Origin of the sequence: Pseudokineococcus sp. 5B2Z-1 (assembly GCF_037482305.1) — a bacterium.
GTDB lineage: Bacteria > Actinomycetota > Actinomycetes > Actinomycetales > Quadrisphaeraceae > Pseudokineococcus.
In genome coordinates, this window is sequence record NZ_JBBHZG010000001.1 from 801,623 (window position 1) to 819,971 (window position 18,349).

The following is an 18,349-nucleotide window of genomic DNA, read 5'->3' on the forward strand; positions in this document are numbered from 1 at the left end:
CTACGCTGGCCCCATGGGCGCGGGGGGACGGGCGCCGGCCGCGCGGCCACGGGCCGCCGCCTCCGGTGCCGCCGCGCTGCTCGGCGCCGTCCTGCTCGCCGTCTCCGCGGCCCTGCCCGGCCCCGCGCGCGGCGGGCTCGTGCTCGCCGTCCTCCTCGCCGCCGGGCCGCTCGTCGCGCTCGCCGTGCGGCGCTTCGCGCCGGAGCGGCGCGCCCAGTGGCTCCTCGTCGCGGCCGCGGGCGCCGCCCTCGCCCTCGCCTGGGTCGGGCACCTGCTCGACTCCTGGCTGCTGGCCTGCCTGGCGCTCCTCGCCACCTACGCGTGCCTGGCGACGTCGGCCCAGCTGGCCCTCGGCCTCTCCGGGCGCCGGCGCTGGGTGCTCGTCGTCGACCTCGCGGCGGTCGCCGTCGTCGGCGCCGCGGGCGCGCTCTGGCTCGTCGCGGTCGTCGGGGGCCCCCCGCCCGCGGCCGCCGCCCTCGTCGCGGGCGGCGACCTCGTCCTCCTCGGCCACCTCGTGGCGCTGCTGCACTCCCGAGCCCGCGTCACGGTCTCCGTCCTCGCGCTGGTCGCCGCGCTGCTGGCGCTCGTCGTGCACCACGTCGGGTCGTGGGCCGACGCCGCGCCCGTCGCGTCGTCGTCCTGGGCCAGCGCGCTCGTCGCCGTCGCCGCCCTCGCCGTCACCGCGGCGTGGCACCCGAGCATGGCGGCCTTCGGCGACGTCGTCAGCCCGCTCGTGGCGCCGCGCCGCCAGGTGCTCGTCACGGTGCCGGCGGTCGTGGGCCTGCTCGCGGCGCTCGCCCTCGCCGCGGCCGGGGCGCTGCCCGAGCCGCCGCGGGGCACCGGCGCCGTCGTGGCGGTGGCCGCGCTCGCCGCCGTCCTGCTCATGACGACGAGCTCGAGCCTGCAGTCCGCCGTCGACCGCGAGCTCCTCGAGACCGACCCGCTGACCCGCGCGGGCAGCCGCCTCGCGCTGGAGCGCCTCCTCGCCACGCAGATCCACCAGGGGACGGACCCGGTGCGCCTCGTCGTCGTCGAGCTCGACGACGTCGCCGTCCTCGCGCGCCGGCAGGGCCGCCAGGCCGCCGACGACCTGCTCGTGCGGCGCGTGCGCGCCCTCGAGGACGGCCTGCCCGACGCGGTCGTGTGCCGGACCGGCCCGCAGACCCTCGCCGTCGTCGTGCCCACCGCCTCGCGGGCCCGCCGCCAGGAGACGCCGCTCGGCCTCGTCGCCGCCGTCCGCGCCCAGCTGGAGGCCCCCGGGCCGGAGGGGCCGACGACGCCCGGGGCCGCGACGTCGACCGCTGCGGTCCTCACGGTGCCCCCGCGCGCCGACCTGCCCGCCGAGGGCCTCTCGACGCGCGAGATCGTCGCCGCCCTCCTGCGGCACGCCGAGGTGTCCCTGCTCGCCGCCCGCGACCGGCGGGTCCCCGTCGAGGCCGACGTCGCCCGCGACGGCGCCTACGAGCGCGCGCGCCGGCTCGACAACGACCTGGCCGCCGCCCTGGAGGGCGCGGAGCAGATCGCCGTCCACTACCAGCCGCTCGTGGACCCGCGCACCGGCGCCGTCCGCTCCCTCGAGGCGCTCGTGCGCTGGGAGCACCCCGAGCTCGGCTCGGTGGCGCCCGACGACTTCCTCACCGCCGCCTCCCTGCAGGGGCGCGCCCGCGACCTCGACGACCTCGCGCGCCGCCAGGCCCTCGCCGACTTCCGCACGTGGCGGGCCGCCGGCGTCGAGCCCGAGCACGTCGCCGTCAACCTGTCCGCCCAGAGCCTGGAGTCGCCCGACCTCGTGGAGCGCGTCCTCGCCGACCTCGCCGCGGCGGGCGTCGAGCCGCACCACCTCGTCGTCGAGGTCGTCGAGCAGGAGGAGCTGCGCGACCTGCGCGCCGTCGCCGAGCGCCTCCACCGCCTCCACGCCACGGGCGTGGGCGTGGCGGTCGACGACTTCGGCGTCGGCCACGCGGCCCTGCAGTACCTCCTGCACCTGCCGGTGACGGCGGTGAAGCTCGACCGCAGCCTCGTCGCGGAGGTGCTCACCCCGGGCGGGCGGGCCCTGCTCGGGTCGGCGGTGGCGCTCGCCACCTCGCTGCGGGCCGAGGCCGTCGCCGAGGGCGTGGAGTCGGTCGAGCAGATGCGCGCCGTGGCCGACCTCGGCTTCGCCCTCGCGCAGGGCTGGTACGGCGGGCGCCCGCGCCCGGCCGAGGAGACCGGGGCCCTGCTCGCCCAGCGCGGGACGCGCCGGCCGGCGCCGGCCGGGGAGGTCGCCGGGACGGGTGCGGCCGCGGCCGGTCCGGCCCGACCGCGCTAGAGGCCCCGCTCGCGGGCGGGACCCGCCGGCGGCTCAGCCGGCGACGACGGGCCCGGCCTCGGACGCCCGCGCGGGGGTCCGGACGGCGAGCTGGTCGACGAGTCCCGACCCGACCGCGGCGACGGCCAGAACGGCCAGCCACAGGACGGCCACCGTGGTCGCCAGGTGCTCCAGACCTGCGCCGACGTCCGTCCCGAGGCCGGCGACGGACAGCAGGCCGCCCGCGGCGGCGGAGCCCGCGACGCCGGCGGCCGCACCGCGCGAGAGCAGTCGCAGGGGGCGGGAGCAGGCGGACCACCCGACCTGCAGCATCGCCCAGGCCGCGGCGCCGAAGCCGGTGACCGCGACGCTCGTGTGGACGAGGTCCTGCGTGGTCGAGCCCGTGGTGAGGGGGACGGGGCAGCCCTCGGTGCAGGTGACCCGGGAGGCGACGGCGAAGGCCAGGCCGGCGGCCGTGAGCGTGGCGCTGGTCGACCACGCCCCGAGCACCGGCGCGCACGCGCGGTGGCCGCGCAGGGCCCAGGCGACGAGCCCGCCCCCGGCGGCCAGGACGAGCAGGGCGGTGTTGACGACGCCCGCCGTGGGCATCCCGTCCGCGCCGAGCTGGCTGACGTAGACGCCGTCGCCCTCCACCCGCAGGCGGGCCGCCCACAGGGCCGCCAGGGCCAGCAGCGCGGCGAGAGCTCCCGCACCCGCCGCGGCACGGCGGTGGCCGGCCGCCGGCCGCGACGACGCCGGGACAGCGAGGGGCGTCGCGTCGTCGTGGCCTCCGGAGGCGGGCCCCGGCCGGTGGTGCGGGCGGTGGTGCGGGCGGTGACGGGGTGCTCCTCGCTCATGCCCTCGACGCTCTGGAGCGGACCCGGACCGCGTCGTCGGCCGAGCGGCCCCGGCCGCGGAGCCGTGAGGTGCTCCGGCGAGGGCCGGCACGACGGGGGCGCTCGACGACCGGACCGCGCCGACCTCCCGACGGCCCCGGGTGACGGCGGAGGAGGGCCGGGAGGCGGCGGCTGCGGTCCGGTCGGACCGTGGCCGTGGCCTCTCGGCCGCAGCGGGCGGCCGACGCGGCGACCTACCGTCCGGGGGTGCCCGGGCCCGTGCTGACGACCTCGCCGTCCTCCAGCACCCGGCAGGGGCGGCGCGGGGCGGAGCCGCGGCGGCGACGGGTCGTGCGCGAGGCCGTGGTCGTGGGGCTGGTCGTGCTGTCGATGACCTTCTCGCTGGGCGTCGAGCCCGAGACGGAGGTGGTCCCGCGGCTGGCGACCGTCGTCGTCGTGGTGGTCCTGCTGCTGCTGCGCGGACGGGCGCCGCTGGCCGTGACCGCCGGGACGGCCCTGCTCATGCTCACGGGCCAGCCGGTGCAGGTCGCCGCCCTGGTGGCCCTCCTGCAGGTCGCCGTCCGCAGCAGCTGGCGTCGGACGTCGGTGGCCGCGGGCCTGCTCCTGGTCGGCTACGCGGCCGCGCTCGTCGTCCACCGGTCGACGCCGTGGGCGGCGTGGCTCGAGAGCGCCGCCGTCCTGGTGACCGGCGCCGTCCTGCTCCTGGGCGCGACGGCCGGCGCGGGCCTCTACGCGGGTGCCCGACGCCAGCTGCTCGCCGAGGCGCGCGAGCGGGCCGACCGCGCCGAGGCCGACCGGGCGCGGCACGCCGAGCGAGCGCGTGAGCGGGAGCGCGCCCGGATCGCCCGCGAGATGCACGACGTGCTGGCGCACCGCCTCACGGTGCTCGCGCTCCACGCCGGGGCCCTCGAGTACGGGGCCCGCGCCACCGGCGGCGAGGTGGCCGAGACCGCCGGCGTCGTGCGGGAGAGCGCCCACCGAGCGCTCCAGGAGCTGCGCGACGTCCTGGGGGTCCTGCGTGCCGCGTCCGACGACGGCCCGGACGACGCCGGCGGCGGCGGGCTGCGTCCGCCGCCGGCTCTCGCCGACGTCCAGGGGCTCGTCGACGAGGCGGCAGCCGCCACCGGGTCCCCGGTGCGTCTGACCGTCGACGGCGACCTCGACGCCGTCTCCGCCCCGACGGGCCGAGCGGCGTACCGGGTGGTGCAGGAGGGCCTGACGAACGCCCGCCGCCACGCGCCGGGCGCTGCGGTCCTCGTCGTCGTCCGCGTGCCGGCGGGCTCCGGCGACGTGGTCGTCGAGGTCCGCAACGACCCCCCGCCGCCCGCCGCAGGAGCACCGCCGGTCGCCGGGCTGGCGGGGCGCGGCAGCGGCCTGCTCGGCGTCGCCGAGCGCGCGGCGCTGCTCGGCGGGCAGGTCGAGCACGGGCCCACGCCCGACGGCGGTCACCGCCTCGCCGTGCGGCTGCCCGGGGCGGGGACCGGAGCAGGAGCCGGGCCGGGGGCCGGGACGGACGGGAGGCCCGCAGCGGGCGGACCTCCTCCGGCGCTGGAAGGGTCCGGGGCGTGAGCCTCCGGGTCCTGGTCGTGGACGACGACGCCCTCGTGCGCTCGGCCCTGCGGATGGTGCTCGCCGCGGCGGACGACGTGGAGGTCGTCGGGGAGGCCGCCGACGGCGCCCGGGCCGTGGCCGCCGCGCGCGAGCTCGCCCCGGACGTCGTCCTCATGGACATCCGCATGCCCGGCACCGACGGGCTCGCGGCCACCGAGGAGCTGCTGCTGCGCGGTCCTCGCGAGGCGCACCGCCCGGCGGTCGTCGTCCTGACGACCTTCGACGCCGACGACCACGTCCTGCGGGCCCTGCGCGCGGGCGCCGCGGGGTTCCTCCTCAAGGACACCCCGCCGCACCTCATCGTCGACGCGCTGCGCACGGCCGTCGACGGCGCCCCCGTGCTCTCGCCGTCCGTCACCCGGCTGCTCATCGCCCGCGCCGTCCGCGAGAGCGGCGACGACCGCGCCCGAGCCGTCGTCGCCGGGCTCAGCCCGCGCGAGCGCGACGTCGTGGCGGGCGTCGGGCGGGGCCTGTCCGACGCGGAGATCGGCGCCGAGCTCCACCTCTCGCCCGCGACCGTGAAGGCGCACGTCTCACGCCTGCTGACGCGCCTACACCTCGAGGGCCGGGTGCAGATCGCTGTGCTGGCCCGGGACGCCGGGCTGCTGTGACGCCGCTCGCGATCAGCGAGCGGGCACCGGCGGCGAGGCCCACCGCGCAGTCGGTGACGTCGGACTCCCGCAGCCAGGAGTCGACCGCCTGCCGGCGCCGCTCCGGTTCCTCGGCGGCCGAGCCGCCACCCCTCGCAGCCGTCTCACTCGCGGTCGCAAGCGGATCGGAAGACCGCGGTCGGCTCGTCGCCGGACGTGCGACAGCAGCCCGGCCCTGGACAGCCCGCCCGCAGCATGGTCACACTTCTGACCATGTCACCGTCGTCGTCCATGTCGCTGGCCGAGGCCAAGGCGCACCTCTCCGAGGTCGTCAACCGCGTGGGCGTCCAGCACGAGCGGGTGCTGGTCACCGTCCACGGCGCCCCTTCGGCGGTCCTCATCTCGCCCGCAGACCTCGACGCGCTCGAGGAGACGATCGCCGTCCTCTCCGACAGCGACGTCGTCATGCGCTTGGCCGCCTCCGACGCCGAGCTCGCCGCCGGCCTCGGCGAGTCCGAGGCTGACCTGGCCGCCGCCATGCGCAGCCGGCGGGACGCCGCGGCCCGGTGACCTCTTCGCCCGAGGACGGGCGCTTCTCCCTGGTCATCACCCCGACAGCCCGACGGCAGCTGACTGACGTCCTCCCCGAGGCACCGGCCTTCGCCGCCTACGAGTTCGTCGTCGGCCCACTGCTGGACAACCCCCACCGGGTCGGCAAGCAGCTGCGCGCACCGCTGCACGACCGGCACAGCGCCCGCCGCGGCACCTACCGCGTCCTCTACCGGATCGACGACCAGGAGCGAACGGTCACGGTGCTGGACGTCACCCACCGCCGCGACGCGTACCGCAGCTGAGGCGGTGCGGGCTCCCGCCCGCCGTCGCCTCGCCACAGGGGATGGGCATCCGGCACGCGATGCGCCGCCACCGCGCCGCGGTCACGAGGAGGGAGCTCGCGCCCCCTCGGCAGCTGCCACGACGAGCAGCACCGCCGCTGCGCAGAGCACGAGAGCAGGCAGAAGCAGGCACAGGCCGAGACCGACGACCGTGACCACCGCCCACACCAGCGACGCCGCGGCGGCCAGGGACACGAGCAGGGCGGCCCTGGCTGAAGGCGCCCTCGACGCCCCGGCCCGAGCGACCACCGTGAGCAGGAGCGGCGCACCGATCACGACAGCCGCGACCGTCCAGCCCTCGTCGACGAGGTCGCCCGCGAACAGGAGCGCGACAGCCACGACGAGAGCTGTGGACACCGCGCACAGCACCACAGCGGACCTTCGCAACGCGCCACTGCGACCGCGCGAGCCCACGTGCGCCTCCAGCTGGAAGTGCGGGCGTCGGCGCCCACGTGGCCACCGTCCCACGCGGGATCGCTGGCCGGACAGCGTCCCGCTGTCGATCCGCTACCGGTGATGTGGGTCGTGGTCCGCTCAGCGGCCTGGTCGACTCGGAGGGCGGGCTGCGTCAGAGGTGGCTGGGCCCGGCCTCGAGGGGGCGGGGCTCGTCCTCGGGGTGCAGGCGGACGGCGAGGACGGCGACGTCGTCGCTGGTGCGGGGGTCGGTGGCGGTCGGGTCGTCGTGCACGAGGTCGTGCAGGAGTGCGTCGACCATGTCGGTGAGGCCGAGGGAGGCGTGGCGGGCGGCGGTGGCGCGCAGGACCTCGAGACCCTCGGGGAGGGGGCGGTGGCGGCGCTCGACGAGCCCGTCGGTGAACAGCAGCAGCGTCGACCCGGGGGGCAGGTCGGCGAGGTGGTCGCGGCGCCGGGCGCCGGGGTGCACGCCCAGCAGGAGGTCGTGGTCGTGGTCGAGGTAGTCGGCGTGGCCGTCGGCGGTGATCAGCAGGGGGGGTGGGTGGCCGGCGTTGGACCACCGCAGCCGCCGCAGCCCGCGGGTGGCGTGGGCGTCGGGCTGCTCGATCCGGCCGAGCAGGACGGTGGCCATGGTGGGCAGCCGGAGCCCGGCGATGGCCTGGTCGACCCTGGCCAGGACGGCCGAGGCGGGCTCCTCGGAGGCCCAGGCCAGGGTGCGGGTCATCGCCCGGAGCTGGCCCATCTGGGCGGCGGCGGCGATGTCGTGGCCGACGACGTCGCCGATGACCAGGGTGGTGGCGCCGTCGGGCATGACGACGGCGTCGTACCAGTCGCCGCCGACCTGCTCGGTGTTCGCGGCCGGCAGGTAGCGGGCGTGCCACTGCAGGTGGTCGGGCTGGGGCAGGTCGGTCAGCAGCGCCCGCTGCAGGGTCACCGAGGTGGCCACCGCCTGGGCGGCGCGGGCGGCCTCGGCGTCGTGGGCGCGGATGCGCTGCAGGGCCAGGGAGCACTGGGTGGCGAAGGCGTCGAGGACCTCGACGAGCTGGCGAGGGAATGTCTGGGGCTCGGCGTACCCCACCGACAGCGACCCGACGGGTGCTCCGTCGACGAGCAGGGGCACGAAGGCCCAGGCCTGGCACCCGGTGAGGTCGGCGGCGTCGACCATCCCGTGGCCGTAGGCCACGCAGGCCGCGCGGTCGGGCAGGAGGGTCCGGCGGCCGGTGGTGGCGGCCAGCGGTGTCGGCAGGGGGTCGTCGGCGGCCATCTGCGCGTAGGCCACCGGGGCCTGGTCGCCGAGCTGGTTCATCGACACGCGGACCACGTCGCCGTCGACGATCGCGATGGCGCCGCCCTGGGCGCCCAGGGCGGTCAGGCCGTGGCGGACGACGACCTCGGTGAGCTCCTCGACGCTGGTGACGGCGGCCAGGCGGGTGCTGACCTGGGCCAGGGCGGCCAGGGTCCGGGCGACGGTCCGCTCGGCCTCGCGGGCGGTGTGCAGCTCGCTGATGCGGGTGTGCAGCTCGGCCTCGACCTCGGCCAGACGCGTCTGGTGCTCGGCTGTGCCGGCGGCGCCCGCGCCGACGAGGTCCACCCCGGCGGCTTCGTTGGCGCGGACGTAGTCGGTGATGTCCTCGACGCGCTGCAGCACGTGGGTGGTGCGTCCGTCGGCGTCCAGCAGCGGCGCGGAGATCAGCGACCAGTGCCGCTGGACCATCCGCTCGGTGGCGGGGTCGGGGATCGAGTAGGAGTACAGCGGCAGGGCGTCGGGCACGCCGGTGTCGCGGGCCCGCTCGAACGACAGCCGCAGGGTGTTGCGGCCCTGGTCGTCGACGGCCTCCGGCGGCGCGGGGAAGACGTCGAAGACGTCCCGGCCGACCACCTCCGCGCGGGTGCGGCCCGACAGGGCGCAGTGCGCGCGGTTGACGTCGGCGATGACCAGGTCCGGCGTCATCACCATGTACGCCGTCGGCAGCTCGTCGAAGAGCAGCCGGAAGTCCACCGGCGCGAAGATCACCGCGGCATGGTAGGCGACTGCCTGCGACGGGACCGGTGGCTCCCGCCGAGCTCCTCATCGCGGGTCGTCCGCCCTTCCGCCCATCACCGTGCCTGCACGACCTCCCGGGGACGGCCGGCGGCGCACGAGCGGCACCACGGCACCGCACGACCCGGTGGGTCACCGCAGGCCCGCCGCCCGTCCCCGACGGCCGCCGACGTGCGCCCCGGTGGACCCCTCGCCGCCGGCGCGAGCGGGAGCCGGACTAGGACAGGTCGTAGGCGGCGGTCGAGCGCACGAGCTCCACGCGGGCCGCGTCCTCGTCCCACGGACCGCGGGCCAGGGCGTCGGTGACGGCGCGCTCGACGGCCTCCCGGGCCTCGACGTCGTCCTCCGCCTCGACGAGCAGCACCAGGTCCGCCCCCTCCCCGTCCTCGTCGACCCGCACGTCGCGGGCCCCCGGGTCGGGCTCGCCCGTGGCCAGCCGCGGCAGGGGCAGCTCGAGGTCGGCGCCCAGGCGCTCGACCTCCTCGACGGCGACGGGCGCCGAGAAGGAGAGGACGACGTCGACGCGGTGCAGCACGGGCATGCCCGCCAGCATCTCCCGACCCCGGCGACCGCGCCCGTCGTCCGGCTCCGATGGCTACGCTGGGTGGCACTTGGTGGCCCGCTGCACTCGCGCGGGTCGCCGCGCGGCGACGACGGGCGAGGTGGCGGGATGACCGGGGGCACCAGCGAGGGCGGCACGACGGCGGAGGGCGCCGGCGCGGCCCCGGCAGCGCTCACCGGCTACCGCGAGGGGGGCTCGCGGCGCATCGACCGGGTGCTCTCGCCCTCGTTCGTCGAGGGCCTGGCCGACCTGGGGGACGCCGAGCTGCGCGAGCGGCGCGAGCTGGCCATCGCCGAGGAGGCCGATCTCGCCTACACGCGGCGCCTCGTCGACGGCCGCCTCGCCCTCCTCCTGTCCGAGCGGGCGCGCCGCGAGCGCTCCGAGCGCAGCGCCGGGCTGGGCGAGCGCAGCGACGACGAGATCGTCGCCGGGCTCGTCGCCGCCCTGCTGCGCCCGGCGCCGGAGGACGCGCCGGGCAGCCAGGACGACGCGGCGCGCGAGGTCGTCGACGCCCGCGACATGCCGGTCGTCCCGAGCAACGCGGGCATCTACCACCGCGACGCCGAGCGGGCCTTCGCCGACATCCGCTTCAGCGACCTCGGCTCCCTGGACGACTCCGACCTCGAGGAGCACGCGGCCCTGCTCTCCACGCGCGAGCAGCGCCTCACCGGCGACCGCGGCCGGGTGCTCGAGGTGCTGCGCCTCCTGCGCCGCGAGGCCGACGCCCGCTCCTCGGCCGCCTGACCTCCACGGCCGCTGGACCACCTCGGCCGCCTGACCTCGCACCCCCACCGCGGTCGGCTCGTCGACCGGGTGCACCCGTCCGGCGCAGGCGTGACCGGGCTGACGTTCGGAGCTGCTCGCCGGGCGCTTGCCGCAGCAAGCACGAGCGCGCACCATGAGGTCGTGACCAAGGTGCTGGGGGTCGAGGTGGGCCGCGTCGGCGGGGCCGTGGGAGCCGTCGGGGACCTCGGCGGGTTCCTCCGCGAGCAGCGCGAGTCCGCGCAGCTGTCGCTGCGCCAGCTCGCCGCCGCGGCGGGCGTGAGCAACCCCTACCTCAGCCAGGTCGAGCGGGGGCTGCGCCGCCCCAGCGCCGAGGTGCTGCAGCAGATCGCCCGCGGCCTGCGGATCTCGGCCGAGGCCCTCTACGTCCGCGCCGGGCTCCTCGACGAGCACCGCCCCGGCGACGACGGCGAGGTGCGCGCCGCCGTCCTCGCCGACCCGTACCTCTCGGAGCGCCAGCGCGAGGTCATGCTCGAGATCTACGCGACCTTCCGGTCCGAGAACTCCCGCTCCGAGGTGCCGACGGGAGGCGCCCCGGAGAGCACGGCCGCCGCGGCGGGGGCGACGCCGGAGGCGGAGCCGCACGCGGGAGCCGAGGCGGAGGACGCCGCGGTGACGCCGGCCCGCGCCCCGCGGCGGCGCGCCCCGTCCTCCCGCCCCGCGGCTCGGTCGACCGGGGGCACGACGCGTCGCCCGTCCGCCCGTGCGGGGCGTCAGGGAGCCGACGCCACCGCCGAGGGGTCGGACGACGGTGCGCCGGCGCGCACGGCAGGCGCCACCGCACGCTCGAGCGGACGCACCGCCGGGCGCACGACCGGACGGACCGCCGGCCGCCGCACCCCGACGCCGAGGGCCGTGGCCGAGGACGCGTCGCTCGTCGTCCCCGAGGAGCCGGCGGCCGAGGACCTGGCCGCCTCCCACCCCCCGCCCGCCGACGGCGGCTCCAGCCGCTGAGGCTCCGCCCCGGTCGGCCACCGCCGACGCGGTGACCGATCGTCCGACCACCCGCACCCCGACCGTCTGACGCCGACCGGTGGGACCACCGGTCCGAGGAGGAACCCATGGCCCTGACGCCGGACCTGCGCCGCAGCGCGCTCGACCTCGGCTACGTCCTGGCGGGCGTCGCCGACGTGGCCGCCGAGCAGGCCAAGGGCCTGCACGAGCGGGCGCGCGGCCGGCGCGAGGAGATCCTCACCCGCGACTACGCGGGCGAGGCGCGCGCCGTCGCCGAGCGGCTCCAGGGCGCCCCCGCGGTCGTCGTGGCGCGCGGGCTGGAGGTGGCGAGCCGCACCCAGGTCGTCGTCGACGACCTCGGCAGCCGCGGGCGCCGGCTCGTGGAGCGAGCGCAGGGGCACGAGGGCGTCGACGACGTCGCCGAGCGGGCCGGGGACGCCGCCGCCGCGGCGGGCCGCTCCGCCCGGGAGGCCGCCGGGGCGGTGCGGGAGGTCGTCGCCGACGGGGCGGACGCGGTCGCCGACCGGGCCGCGACCGGGGCGACGGCCCCGGGCCAGGACGACGCGGCGGCCGGACCCCGCGCGACCCGCGCCGGAGCGGCAGCCGGGCGGCGCAGCGGCTCGGCGCGGCGCACGACGACGACCCGCTCCACCACCGGGCCCGCCACGGACGCGCCCGACGCGGAGCCCGCAGCCGCCCCGCGCCGACGCCGCACGGGCACGGGCACGGGCACGGGCACGGGCACGGGCACGGGCACGGGCACGGGCACGGGCACGGGCACGGGCACGGGCACGGGCACGGGCACGGGCACGGGCACGGGCACGGGCACGGGCACGGGCACGGGCACGGGCACGGGCACGGGCACGGGCACGGGCACGGGCACGGGCACGGGCACGGGCACGGGCACGGGCACGGGCACGGGCACGGGCACGGGCACGGGCACGGGCACGGGCACGGGCACGGGCACGGGCACGGGCACGGGCACGGGCACGGGCACGGGCACGGGCACGGGCACGGGCACGGGCACGGGCACGGGCACGGGCACGGGCACGGGCACGGGCACGGGCACGGGCACGGGCACGGGCACGGGCACGGGCACGGGCACGGGCACGGGCACGGGCACGGGCACGGGCACGGGCACGGGCACGGGCACGGGCACGGGCACGGGCACGGGCACGGGCACGGGCACGGGCACGGGCACGGGCACGGGCACGGGCACGGGCACGGGCACGGGCACGGGCACGGGCACGGGCACGGGCACGGGCACGGGCACGGGCACGGGCACGGGCACGGGCACGGGCACGGGCACGGGCACGGGCACGGGCACGGGCACGGGCACGGGCACGGGCACGGGCACGGGCACGGGCACGGGCACGGGCACGGGCACGGGCACGGGCACGGGCACGGGCACGGGCACGGGCACGGGCACGGGCACGGGCACGGGCACGGGCACGGGCACGGGCACGGGCACGGGCACGGGCACGGGCACGGGCACGGGCACGGGCACGGGCACGGGCACGGGCACGGGCACGGGCACGGGCACGGGCACGGGCACGGGCGAGGAGACCGGGGGCACGACCTCGGGCACGCGCCGCGCCACCGGCTCGACCCGGCGCCGCACGGGCGCGACGGCCGACGAGACCACGACGGCGACCACCGGCACCGCCGAGACCGAGGGGACGGCCGCCACCCCGCGCACCGGGAGCGTGCGGACCGCCGGCCGCCGCAGCGCCGCCTCGACCCGCGCGCAGGACGCGCCGGCGGCGGGCGACGGCGAGGGGACCACGGCGGATGCCGGCCGGTCCGGGGCCTCGGGCGGGGGGCGCAGCCGCACCGCCGGCACCCGCTCGAGCTCCAGCGGCTCGGACACCGCCGACAGGGCGACGACGGGCGGGACGACGACGGGCGGGGCGGGCACGGGCGGGACGACGACGGGCGGGACGGGCACGGGCACGTCGACGCCGGCGCGCGCCCGGCGCCGGACCTCGGCCGACGGCCCCCGGGCGACGAGCAGCGTGGCGCGCCGGCGCGCCGAGGCGGCCCGTGCGGCCGCCCAGGAGGCGACGGGCGCGGCCGCGGCCGCCGCCGGCTCCGCCGGGGCGGCCGTGCGGGCGGGGGCCGAGGAGGCCGGGTCCTCGTCGTCCACGTCGTCCTCGACGGCGTCGTCGTCGGGCGGGGCCCCGACGGCCGGCGACGGAGGTCCGCGGGACGGGGCCTGACCGGCCCCGCCGCTCGGTCCCGGCCGAGAGCCGACCGGCGCGGACCGTGCCACCCGCTCGACCACCCCACCCGGCCGGCGCTCCGGCGAGGGGGGCGCGGCCGTCGGCCGGCCGGCTCAGCGGCCGGTGGCCCCCTCGACGGCCCGGTCCAGCAGACCGCCCACGTCGGGCAGGTCCTCGAGCCCCGGCAGGTCGTCGGTCCCCGGCAGGTCGTCCAGCCCCGGCAGGTCGTCGAGACTCGGGAGGTCATCGGCGTCGGGCAGGTCGTCGGCGCCGGGGAGCCGGTCGAGCCAGGAGGCCGCGCCGTCGTCCCCCGCGAGGCCGGCGAGCAGCCCGGCGCCGGGCAGGTCCAGGCCGCCGACCAGCTCCTGGGCGCGGGCCCCGAGGTCCAGCTGCGCCTGCAGGTCGTCCCGTGCCGCGCGGACCTCGGGGAGCAGGTGGTCGCCCTGGATCTCCCCCAGGCGCTCGCGCGCCGCGTCCGACGCGGCGGTGACGTCGCCCAGGCCGTCGAGGGCCCCGCGCAGGGCCGGCAGGTCGAGGCCCTCGCCGCTCGTGAGGGAGGAGCGGGCCTCGTCGACGCCGCCCACGACCCGCTGCAGCCCGGGCAGGCCGTCGTCGGCGAGCCGGTCGACGGCGACGGACGCCGTCGTCAGCGCCGCCAGGTTCTCCCCCAGCGGCAGCCCGCTGGCCAGGCGCCAGAGGGGGTCGTCGGTGGCCTCGACGGCGCGGTCGGCGTCGGCCTGCACCCGCCGGGTCGAGGCGGCCAGGGCCTCCGGGTCGGCCCGGACCACCGCCGCGGTGATGGCGGGCACCTCGTCCCGCACCCGCTGCAGCGCCGACCAGGCGACCCAGCCGCGCGAGGCCGTCCAGGCGGCCGCCCCGAGCACCAGCACGAGGCCGACGAGGAGCACCCAGCCGACGACGCGGCGCATCAGACCTTCTTCAGCCTCGCGGAGGCGTACGACCGCATCGCGGTGGTGGGGGTCGCGACGTCCAGCGCCCACAGCAGGTCGCCCTCGACCGCGCCGTAGAGGCGCTGGGCGGCCGTGTAGGTGCCCGTGGAGGTCGAGGTCCGCGCCACGAGGTCGGTGCTCAGCTCGACCTTCGTGCCCGTGGCGCGGCCCAGGTAGATCTCGACGGCGCCCTCCGGCTGGGCCAGGAGCAGCTCGACCTGGACCCCGCCGCTGCCGTCGTCGCCCGTCCGCCACACCCCGGACTCCGAGGACATCGGCCCGACCGGCTGGCCCTCGTCGTCGAGGTACCAGCTCTGGGCGCGGTAGGCGAGACCCCCGAGCCCGTCGTGCGCCATGAGGACCTCCTGCCCGAACCGGCGCTCGGGGACGTCGTCGTAGCCGACGACGCCGGCGCCCTCCCAGCGGCCCTCCATCCAGGCGAGCGGGACGAGCGAGGCGGGCAGGTCGGCGCGGATCTCGAACGGCATGCGGCTCCTCGGTCGGACCCCGCGCGTGGCGGGGCGAAGGTCAGCGCTGGCCGGTGAAGAGCTTGTAGACGACGTAGACGGCGAACCAGCCGATCACGACGGCGGACAGCACCAGCAGGGACGTGTAGAAGACCTCCAGCGCGTGGAGGTCGGACTCGGTCAGGTCCATGGGCGGAGGGTAGCCCGCGGCGGGCGCGCGCTCCCCCGCGGGCGCCGCCGCGAGCGCACGAGCGCCAGGACCGCGGCGCCGACCAGGGGCGGGACGAGCAGGTCCGCGACCGTCAGGCCGTGGCGGGGCGAGACCTCGACGAGCACCGCCCCCTCGACGGGACCGTTGACGAGCCACCAGGCCAGGCCGGCGGCCACGACGAGCCCGAGGGCGGCCACCGAGGGGCGCACGACGGCGAGGACGGTCGCCGCCAGGAGCGAGACGAGCACGGCGCCGACGACCACCGCCCGACCTTACGCACCGGCCGGGCCGTCGGGGTCGCGGCTCCGGCGCCTCAGGGCGCGACGACGACCTCCTGGGCCGCCGTCACCACCCCGCCGGAGGGCAGGGCGACGTGGAGGACGGCGTCGGGCGGCGTCGAGCGCTTGACGACGGCGAGCGCCACGGGGCCGAGCTCGTGGTGGCGCGCCGACGTCGTCACCGCGCCGACCGCCCGGCCGGGGGCCCCGTCCGCCGCGGGCAGGGAGAGGGCGCTGCCCGCGGGCGGCAGGTCGTGCCCGGAGCCGTCGAGGTGCAGCGCCACGAGGCGGCGCGGGGGCCGCCCGAGGTTGTGGACGCGGGCCACCGTCTCCTGGCCGCGGTAGCAGCCCTTGCGCAGGTGCACCGCCGTCCGCAGCCAGTCCAGCTCGTGCGGGATGGTGCGGTGGTCGCTCTCGGCGCCCGCGCGGGGGCGCCAGGCCTCGACGCGCAGGGCCTCCGCCGCCCAGCTCCCGGCGAGGTCGCGGTCGGCGGTGAAGGCCTCCAGCTCCCCCCGGGGGACGAGCACCTCGCGCCAGGCGCGGCCCGCCGCCGGGTGCTCGTCCTCGGGGACGGCCGCGTAGGAGGTGCCGCCCGGGGCCGTGGCGGGCCACGGGTCGACCCAGGCGACGGGCTCGCCCTCCACGCCCTCGCGCCCGACCGGCTCGCCGACGACGGCGACGCGGTCGGTCACGTCCTCCACCTCGACGCGCAGCAGGAAGCGCATGCGGTCGAGGAAGGCCACGAGCTCGGCCTGGCGGCCCGGCTCGACGGTGATCCACGTGGCCTCGCCGTCGTCGACGACGTGCAGGGCCTGCTCCACGTGGCCCTTGGGGCTGAGCAGGAGCGCCTCGGTGCTCGTGCGCGGCGGGAGGTCGGCGACGGCCTGCGTCGTCAGCGAGTGCAGCCACGTGAGGCGGTCGGGCCCGGCGACGCGGACGACCCCCCGCGTCGAGAGGTCCACCAGGGCGAGCCCCTGCTCCAGCAGCCGCTGCTCGCGCACCGGGTCCCCGTAGTGCCAGGCCGTGCCGGCGTCCTGGCCCTCGGCGGGGACGGCGCCGGGCAGGTCGAGCAGGGGCGACGCCGGCGCGCCCGCGGCGGCACCCTCCTCGGGCGCTGCGGCGGACGGGGCGCCCGCCGGCGTCGTCGTCCCGGTCGTGGAGGTGCTCGCCGTCATGCCGGGGGCAGCGCCCGGGCGGGCCCGCGTGTTCCCCGCCCCCGTGCGTCGGTCAGCCCCGCGCGGGGCGGGGCGGCTCGGGCCGGTCGGCGTCGAGGTCCTCGGCCCACCCGTCGCGCTGGCCCACCTCGTACCAGTCGATGCGGCCCTCGATGCGCTCGCCGCGCTCGGCGTACTTGCGGCGCGCGCGCTGCAGGTAGGTGCGCACGGTGGCCTCGCCGACGCCCATCTGGCGCGCGACCGTCCGCAGCAGCAGCCCCGAGCCGAAGAGCACGAGCGCGCGGCTCTCCTGGGGGCTGAGGGCGGGCCGCCAGTCCTGGCCCGCCGCCAGCACCTCGGCGAGGGCGGGCGTGACGTAGGACTCGCCGGCCGCGGCGGCGCGCACCGCGGCGAGCAGCTCGTCGCGCCCGCTGACCTTGGGGACGTAGGCGAGGGCGCCCGCCTCCACCGCGCGCTGCACCGACGCCGGCTCGGCGTCGGCGCTGATGACGACGACGGCGCAGCCCTCCTCGACGAGGCCGGCGACGGACGCCGCGGGCGACGAGCCGTCGTCGAGCACGAGGTCGAGGACGACGACGTCCGCGGGGTGCGCCGGGGACGCCCGCAGCGACGCGAGCCCGGGGTGGGTGCCGACGAGCTCGACCTCGTCCGGGGCGGCGCCGACCCAGGCGGCGATGCCGTCGAGGATGACGGGGTGGTCGTCGACGACGGCCACCCGCACCCGCCCGGTGCGCCCGCCGTCCCGCCCCCGCGCTGCGCCGTCCCACCCCCGCGCCGCGCCGTCCTGCTCTGTGCTCACGGCCGCTCCTCCCCGTCGCCGCCGACCTCGAGCACGAGGAGGGACTCCCCCTCGCCCGGCCTCCCCGCGGACGGGGCCGGCTCCGCGATCCACTCGGCGCTCCGCCCGGGGCCGCCGAGGCCCGCGAGGAGGTCGGCGGCGAGGCGGTCGTGGGCGAGCGCGGCGGCTCCGCGCACGGTCACGACCGCGCCCCCGCCGAGCAGGACGACGTGCACGTCGCCGCCCAGGGCGCGCGCCCGGCGGACGAGCGCGACGAGCGGGCCGCGCTGCTGGACGGGCAGGTCGCCCCGACCGTCGTCGGCGCGGACGACGACCGCCGCCCGCGCGTCAGCCGCGGCGCCGGCGGACGCGGCGTCCGCCGCCAGCGCGTCGTCGAGCCAGCTGCGGGCGGCGCCGCGCACGAGCCGGGCGCGCAGCCGCCGGCCGGCGGCCGAGGCCGTCGCCGCGTCGTCGGGACCGAGCGGCACGGGCGCGCCCGCGACGACCCGCTCGAGCAGCGGCCCCACCTCCGCGCGCGCCGTGGCGAGGCGGACGGCGCCCTCGTCCGCCGCGGCGGTGGCGGCGCGGCGCTCGGCCTCCTCGCGCGCCAGCTCGGCTTCCGAGCCCCGTCGCGCGGCCTCCAGCCGCGCCACCATGAGGAGGTAGGCGGCCCAGGCGGCCACCGGGACGGACCCCACGGCCGCCATCTCGACGCCGCGCGCCACCGACTGCGCGGCGGAGGAGGTCGTGTGCAGCAGCGACCCGCCGACGAGGAGGACGGCGTGCAGGACGCCGACGAGGACGACGTCGCCCAGCGGCCGCACGGCGAGCAGGCACAGCAGCGCCAGCCCGACCGCGGTGGCCGCGAAGAGGCCCTCGCCGTAGACGGCGCTGTCGCGCGTCTGCAGCACCGCGGCCACGTCGACGCCCATGAGCAGGGAGACGGCCGCCGTCACGGCCGGCCGCGACCGCACGACGCGGCGCCCGGAGGCCAGCACGAGCACCGCGGGCACGGCGACGGCCAGCAGCACGGCCACCGCGACCACGACCGGCGAGCGGAAGGTGCCGGGCGGCGACACGGCCACCCGCAGCGTGGACTGCAGGGCGACGACGAGGACCAGCACGAGCAGCATCGGCCGCGCCCCCGGCATGACGTCCTCCAGCCGCAGGCGCCACCACGGCCCGGCGTGGGGCGGCAGCAGGTCGGGCGACCGGTCGTGCCCGCGGCCCTCCGGCCGGTCGTGCGCCCGGCCAGCCGGGACCTCCCCGGCGGGAC

The 18,349-nt window shown here is 79.1% G+C and carries 19 protein-coding genes; 8 read left to right on the forward strand and 11 right to left on the reverse strand.

Annotation, left to right across the window (positions count from 1 at the left end):
- Window positions 1-13: 13 nt before the first annotated feature.
- A complete protein-coding gene (locus WDV85_RS03335; protein WP_339569262.1) occupies window positions 14-2,308 on the forward strand; it encodes a GGDEF domain-containing phosphodiesterase in 2,295 nt (764 codons plus the stop codon).
- Window positions 2,309-2,341: 33 nt separating this feature from the next.
- Here WDV85_RS03335 and WDV85_RS03340 read toward each other — a convergent pair whose 3' ends face one another.
- The gene (locus WDV85_RS03340; protein WP_339569263.1) at window positions 2,342-3,235 is read right to left on the reverse strand and encodes a DUF998 domain-containing protein; all 894 of its coding nucleotides are present in this window, start codon (window positions 3,233-3,235) and stop codon (window positions 2,342-2,344) included.
- A 155-nt stretch (window positions 3,236-3,390) separates the two neighbouring features.
- On the opposite strand from WDV85_RS03340, the gene WDV85_RS03345 reads away from it, so the two are divergent.
- From WDV85_RS03345 to WDV85_RS03360, 4 genes are all read left to right on the forward strand, one after another.
- Window positions 3,391-4,713, forward strand: coding sequence for a sensor histidine kinase (locus tag WDV85_RS03345; RefSeq protein WP_339569264.1), 1,323 nt, complete (start codon window positions 3,391-3,393; stop codon window positions 4,711-4,713).
- Entirely contained in the window at window positions 4,710-5,366 is a 657-nt protein-coding gene (locus WDV85_RS03350) for a response regulator transcription factor (protein ID WP_339569265.1), read from the forward strand. Before WDV85_RS03345 ends, WDV85_RS03350 begins: the two co-directional genes overlap by 4 nt.
- 270 nt (window positions 5,367-5,636) lie before the next feature.
- Window positions 5,637-5,915, forward strand: coding sequence for a type II toxin-antitoxin system Phd/YefM family antitoxin (locus tag WDV85_RS03355; protein ID WP_339569266.1), 279 nt, complete (start codon window positions 5,637-5,639; stop codon window positions 5,913-5,915).
- On the forward strand, window positions 5,912-6,199 hold the full coding sequence (locus WDV85_RS03360) for a type II toxin-antitoxin system RelE family toxin (protein WP_339569267.1): 288 nt from the start codon (window positions 5,912-5,914) through the stop codon (window positions 6,197-6,199). The genes WDV85_RS03355 and WDV85_RS03360 overlap by 4 nt, the downstream gene beginning before the upstream one ends.
- A gap of 81 nt (window positions 6,200-6,280) precedes the next feature.
- Here the strand turns inward: WDV85_RS03360 and WDV85_RS03365 are convergent, their stop codons facing one another.
- The 3 genes from WDV85_RS03365 to WDV85_RS03375 form a co-directional block, all read right to left on the reverse strand.
- Window positions 6,281-6,610 (reverse strand): hypothetical protein, encoded by a 330-nt coding sequence (locus WDV85_RS03365; protein WP_339569268.1) that lies wholly within the window; start codon window positions 6,608-6,610, stop codon window positions 6,281-6,283.
- A gap of 196 nt (window positions 6,611-6,806) precedes the next feature.
- A complete protein-coding gene (locus tag WDV85_RS03370; protein ID WP_339569269.1) occupies window positions 6,807-8,666 on the reverse strand; it encodes a SpoIIE family protein phosphatase in 1,860 nt (619 codons plus the stop codon).
- Window positions 8,667-8,910: 244 nt separating this feature from the next.
- Window positions 8,911-9,234: a hypothetical protein gene (locus tag WDV85_RS03375; protein WP_339569270.1), complete on the reverse strand. Its 324-nt coding sequence runs from the start codon at window positions 9,232-9,234 to the stop codon at window positions 8,911-8,913.
- 129 nt (window positions 9,235-9,363) lie between these two features.
- Between WDV85_RS03375 and WDV85_RS03380 the strand changes: the two genes are divergently transcribed.
- From WDV85_RS03380 to WDV85_RS03390, 3 genes are all read left to right on the forward strand, one after another.
- Window positions 9,364-9,999, forward strand: a complete 636-nt coding sequence (locus tag WDV85_RS03380; RefSeq protein ID WP_339569271.1) for an RsiG family protein — start codon at window positions 9,364-9,366, stop codon at window positions 9,997-9,999.
- A 162-nt stretch (window positions 10,000-10,161) separates the two neighbouring features.
- Window positions 10,162-10,992, forward strand: a complete 831-nt coding sequence (locus WDV85_RS03385; protein ID WP_339569272.1) for a helix-turn-helix domain-containing protein — start codon at window positions 10,162-10,164, stop codon at window positions 10,990-10,992.
- Window positions 10,993-11,099: 107 nt separating this feature from the next.
- Entirely contained in the window at window positions 11,100-13,211 is a 2,112-nt protein-coding gene (locus WDV85_RS03390) for a hypothetical protein (RefSeq protein ID WP_339569273.1), read from the forward strand.
- Window positions 13,212-13,327: 116 nt separating this feature from the next.
- On the opposite strand, the gene WDV85_RS03395 is transcribed toward WDV85_RS03390, so the two are convergent.
- The 7 genes from WDV85_RS03395 to WDV85_RS03425 are packed head-to-tail and all read right to left on the reverse strand — an operon-like array spanning window position 13,328 to window position 18,224.
- Entirely contained in the window at window positions 13,328-14,143 is an 816-nt protein-coding gene (locus tag WDV85_RS03395; protein WP_339569274.1) for a hypothetical protein, read from the reverse strand.
- Window positions 14,143-14,652, reverse strand: a complete 510-nt coding sequence (locus tag WDV85_RS03400) for an FABP family protein (protein WP_171203894.1) — start codon at window positions 14,650-14,652, stop codon at window positions 14,143-14,145. Before WDV85_RS03400 ends, WDV85_RS03395 begins: the two co-directional genes overlap by 1 nt.
- 40 nt (window positions 14,653-14,692) lie before the next feature.
- Complete coding sequence (locus WDV85_RS03405) at window positions 14,693-14,821, reverse strand: hypothetical protein (RefSeq protein WP_281359443.1); 129 nt, start codon at window positions 14,819-14,821, stop codon at window positions 14,693-14,695.
- Window positions 14,812-15,105 carry a hypothetical protein gene (locus WDV85_RS03410; RefSeq protein WP_339569275.1) on the reverse strand — a complete coding sequence of 98 codons (294 nt, stop codon included), beginning with the start codon at window positions 15,103-15,105 and terminating at the stop codon, window positions 14,812-14,814. Before WDV85_RS03410 ends, WDV85_RS03405 begins: the two co-directional genes overlap by 10 nt.
- A gap of 50 nt (window positions 15,106-15,155) precedes the next feature.
- Window positions 15,156-16,295 (reverse strand): CAF17-like 4Fe-4S cluster assembly/insertion protein YgfZ, encoded by a 1,140-nt coding sequence (ygfZ, locus tag WDV85_RS03415; protein WP_339569276.1) that lies wholly within the window; start codon window positions 16,293-16,295, stop codon window positions 15,156-15,158.
- Between the two features lie 52 nt (window positions 16,296-16,347).
- On the reverse strand, window positions 16,348-17,094 hold the full coding sequence (locus tag WDV85_RS03420) for a response regulator (protein ID WP_339569277.1): 747 nt from the start codon (window positions 17,092-17,094) through the stop codon (window positions 16,348-16,350).
- Window positions 17,091-18,224 (reverse strand): hypothetical protein, encoded by a 1,134-nt coding sequence (locus WDV85_RS03425; RefSeq protein WP_339569278.1) that lies wholly within the window; start codon window positions 18,222-18,224, stop codon window positions 17,091-17,093. The genes WDV85_RS03420 and WDV85_RS03425 overlap by 4 nt, the downstream gene beginning before the upstream one ends.
- Window positions 18,225-18,349 lie beyond the last annotated feature (125 nt).